The sequence below is a fragment of the Micromonospora sp. D75 genome, assembly GCF_018070405.1.
Classification (GTDB): domain Bacteria; phylum Actinomycetota; class Actinomycetes; order Mycobacteriales; family Micromonosporaceae; genus Micromonospora; species Micromonospora chalcea.
Genome location: NZ_JAGPXV010000601.1, coordinates 1 through 3,673 on the forward strand (window position 1 = coordinate 1; position 3,673 = coordinate 3,673).

At 75.3% G+C, this 3,673-nt stretch carries 3 protein-coding genes; 1 reads left to right on the forward strand and 2 read right to left on the reverse strand.

Going from position 1 to position 3,673, the window contains the following annotated elements; translation table 11 throughout:
* Nucleotides 1-805, forward strand: an 805-nt coding sequence (locus KBX39_RS26255; RefSeq protein ID WP_210873013.1) for a PLP-dependent cysteine synthase family protein, incomplete at its 5' end; no start/stop codon positions are given.
* Between the two features lie 30 nt (nucleotides 806-835).
* On the opposite strand, the gene KBX39_RS26260 is transcribed toward KBX39_RS26255, so the two are convergent.
* The gene (locus KBX39_RS26260) at nucleotides 836-1,456 is read right to left on the reverse strand and encodes a putative glycolipid-binding domain-containing protein (RefSeq protein WP_043330730.1); all 621 of its coding nucleotides are present in this window, start codon (nucleotides 1,454-1,456) and stop codon (nucleotides 836-838) included.
* A gap of 97 nt (nucleotides 1,457-1,553) precedes the next feature.
* On the reverse strand, nucleotides 1,554-3,455 hold the full coding sequence (locus KBX39_RS26265; protein ID WP_210873015.1) for a DEAD/DEAH box helicase: 1,902 nt from the start codon (nucleotides 3,453-3,455) through the stop codon (nucleotides 1,554-1,556).
* Between the last annotated feature and the right edge of the window lie 218 nt (nucleotides 3,456-3,673).

The window sequence follows — 3,673 nt, forward strand, 5'->3', positions numbered from 1 at the left end:
GGCGTACTTCGCGCGGATGCTCGGGCTGCCGTTCATCGCGGTCATGCCCGCCTCCACCTCGCCGGAGAAGATCGCCCAGATCGAGTTCCAGGGCGGGCGCTGCCACCTCGTCCAGGACCCGGCGAAGGTGGTGGTGGAGGCGCGCTGGCTCGCCGAGGACAGCGGCGGCCGGTTCATGGACCAGTTCACGTACGCCGAGCGGGCCACCGACTGGCGGGGCAACAACAACATCGCCGAGTCGATCTACGCCCAGCTCGCGCTGGAACGGCACCCGGTGCCCGCCTGGATCGTCGTCGGCGCCGGCACCGGCGGCACCAGCGCCACCATCGGCCGCTACGCCCGCTACCGGCGGCTGCCCACCAAGCTCTGCGTGGTGGACCCGGAGAACTCCGCGTTCTACCCCGCCTGGCAGGCCGGCGACTGGTCGGTGTGCACCGGCCGCGGCTCCCGGATCGAAGGCATCGGGCGGCCCACCGTCGAGGCGTCCTTCCTGCCCAGCGTGGTGGACCGGATGGTGCAGGTGCCGGACGCCGCGTCGCTCGCCGCCATGCGGGCCGGCTCGGCGGTGCTCGGCCGCCGCGTGGGCGGCTCCACCGGCACCAACCTGTGGGGCGCGTTCGGGCTGATCGCCCAGATGCTGGCGGACGGACGTACCGGCTCGGTGGTCACGCTCATCTGCGACCCGGGCGACCGGTACGGCGACACCTACTACTCCGACGAGTGGGTGGCCGCGCAGGGCCTCGACCTCGCCCCGCACCTGGCCACCATCGACCGGTTCCTGACCGACGGCGCCTGGCCGGCTTGACCGGCGCCCCGGCTTTGGCGGCGGCGGACGTCAGCGCGGGTCGACCCGCTCGGCCAGCCCCGGATAGCGCACCACGAAACCCTCCGGGTCGACCTCCAGGTCGGCCGTGAACGTGCCGCTGGCGTACCGGACCCGGCCCGGGCCGAGCGAGGTGTAGACCTGCTCGGCGGGGACCACGGCCAGGCCGGGCAGCAGCACCCAGGCCACGGTCACCGCCGTCGCCATGTCGGCGGGCAGCCGCCCCAACCCGATCCGGCGGATCGGCAGCGTGTTCGTCAGCGGGGACCCGCCCAGGTCGACGTCGAGCGCGTCGTCCAGCCGGCCCGGGTCGTCGGTGCCCGGCAACCCCGCCGGTGGGTGGCCCGCCGCGCTCAGCGCCGCGTCCAGGTCGCCCTCCTCGCCGGTACGCACGCGCCACCCGTCCCGGCCCCGTTCCAGGCGTACGCTCCGCGACCAGCCCGCGCCCTCTGCCTCGACCTCCAGCTGGTCGGTCGACCAGTCGGGCGCGAGCGCCAGGCGGTAACGGCAGGTGTACGGGATCGGGTCCACGGCGAGTGCCACGCCCTGCGCGGTCAGCCCCTGCCCGCCGTCGAGCACGACGTGCTCGCAGCCGGCGGTGTCGGTCCGGGCCCAGAAGAGCGACTTCGGCATGGTCCGGACGTTACGCGACCCGGCCGTCGGCGGCAGCGGATGCGCGAACGCCGCCGCCGAGCGGGTGCTCGGCGGCGGCGTCGTGGGTGCGCTCAGATCAGTGGGTACGCGCCGGCGGTCGCCCGCCGAAGCCGCGCCGGTCGTCCCGGCCCCGCCCCTCGGCCCGGAAACCGCCGCTCCGGCGCTCGGCCGGGCGCGCGTCGCCCCGGTCACCGAAACGCCGCTCGGCGTGCGGGCGGTCCTCCTGGCGACGGTCTCCGAAGCCACCCGGCCGGTCGTCGTACCGCCGCTCGTCGCGGTCGTACCCGCGCCCGGCCGCCGGCCGGTGCCGGTCCCCGAACGGGCGGTCGGCGCGCTCGCCGAAACGCCTGTCGTCGCGCTGGCCGCCGAAGCGGTCGCTGCGCTGGCCACGGTCGTCGGACCGCTGCTCGCCGAAGCTCCGGCCGTCGGACCGCCGGTCGCCGAAGCTCCGGTCGTCGCGACGCTCCGGCCGCCCGAAGCGGCGCTCGCCGCCACCGGACCGCTCGCCCGAGTAGCGCTCGCCCGCCGGACGGTCGCCGAACCGGCGGTCACCGCCACGGTCCGCGAACCGGTCGCCGGACCGCTCGCCCGTGGGCCGGTCGCCGTAGCGGCGCTCGCCCCGGCCGTCGCGGTCGCCGAACCGGCGCTCGCCACGGTCGGAGAAGCCGCCCCGGCCACCCCGGTCGAAGCCCCGGCCGTCCCGGTCGCCGAAGCGGCGCGGGCCGCCGCGCCGCGGCTCCGGCTCGTCCCGGACGGGTACGCCGCTGGGCTCGCGCGCGCCGGTCAGCTCGGCCAGCGCCTCGTCGCCCGCCCGGACCCGGGTCTCGGCCGGTTCGACGCCCGCCTTCTCCATCATGGCCAGAGTGGTGCGGCGCTGCTTGGGCAGCACGAGCGTCGCCACCGCGCCCGACTCGCCGGCCCGGGCCGTACGGCCGGCCCGGTGCAGGTAGTCCTTCGGGTCCTTCGGCGGGTCCACGTGCAGCACCAGCGACACGCCGTCGACGTGGATGCCGCGGGCCGCCACGTCGGTAGCGACCAGCACGGGCGTGCGGCCCTCGCGGAACTCGGCGAGCGTCTTGGTACGCATTCGCTGGGTCTTGCCGCCGTGCAGCCCACCGGCCCGCACGCCGACGGCCGCGAGCTGCTCGACCAGCCGGTCCACGCCGAGCTGCGTACGGGCGAACAGCATGGTGCGGCCCTCGCGGGCGGCGATGGACGCGGCGACCGCGAACTTGTCGTGCGGCGGGATCAGCAGCAGGTGGTGGTCCATGGTGGACACGGCGGCGGTGGCCGGCGCGGTCGAGTGGGTGACCGGGTCGGTCATGAACCGCTTGACGAGCGTGTCGACGTCGTTGTCCAGGGTGGCCGAGAACAGCAGCCGCTGCGCGTCCGCCGGGGTCTTCGACAGCAGCTGGGTGACCTCGGGCAGGAAGCCCATGTCGGCCATCTGGTCGGCCTCGTCCAGCACGGTGATCTCGACGTCGTCGAGCCGGCATACGCCGCGCTCGATCAGGTCGCCGAGCCGGCCCGGGGTGGCCACGACGATCTCCACGCCGCGGCGCAGCGCGTCGATCTGCCGGTCGTACGGCACGCCGCCGACGGCGGTCTTCAGGAAGACGCCCACCGACTTGCCGAGCGGCACGAGGGCGTCGTTCACCTGCATGGCGAGTTCACGGGTGGGGACCAGGACGAGCGCGCGGGGGTGCAGCGGCCGGGCCCGGTTGCGGTCGGCGACCCGGGCGATCACCGGCAGGCCGAAGGCGAGCGTCTTGCCCGAGCCGGTCTGGCCCCGGCCGAGTACGTCGCGGCCCGCGAGCGAGTCGGGCAGGGTGGCCCGCTGGATCTCGAACGGGGTGGTGATGCCCTGGCGGGCGAGCGCCTCGACGAGCTGCCGGGGCAGGCCGAGCGACGCGAAGTCGACGGCGTCGGAGTTCGGGTCGACGGACGGGGACGTGCTGGATTCAGCGAACGTGGTCAAGAAATGCCTCTCGAGCGGGGCGCATCTTCGCGATGGCCCGCCGCGGCCTGTCACGCCGCCGAATCGCCCGCAAGATCGCCCATGAGCGCGCAATCGGGGCGCGCCAGGTCAGTAATCGGAGACAAGTGTACGGCGCTTCGCCCACTCCGCCACGGCAGCGCGAGGCGGTAGTGGGCGGGCTCACCCCCGTCACTCGACCGGCATGGCTCCGGTCAGGC

Excerpts from the sequence above, each read along its gene's own strand:
- KBX39_RS26260 (WP_043330730.1), bottom strand. The coding sequence starts at position 1,456 with ATGCCGAAGTCGCTCTTCTGGGCCCGGACCGACACCGCCGGCTGCGAG.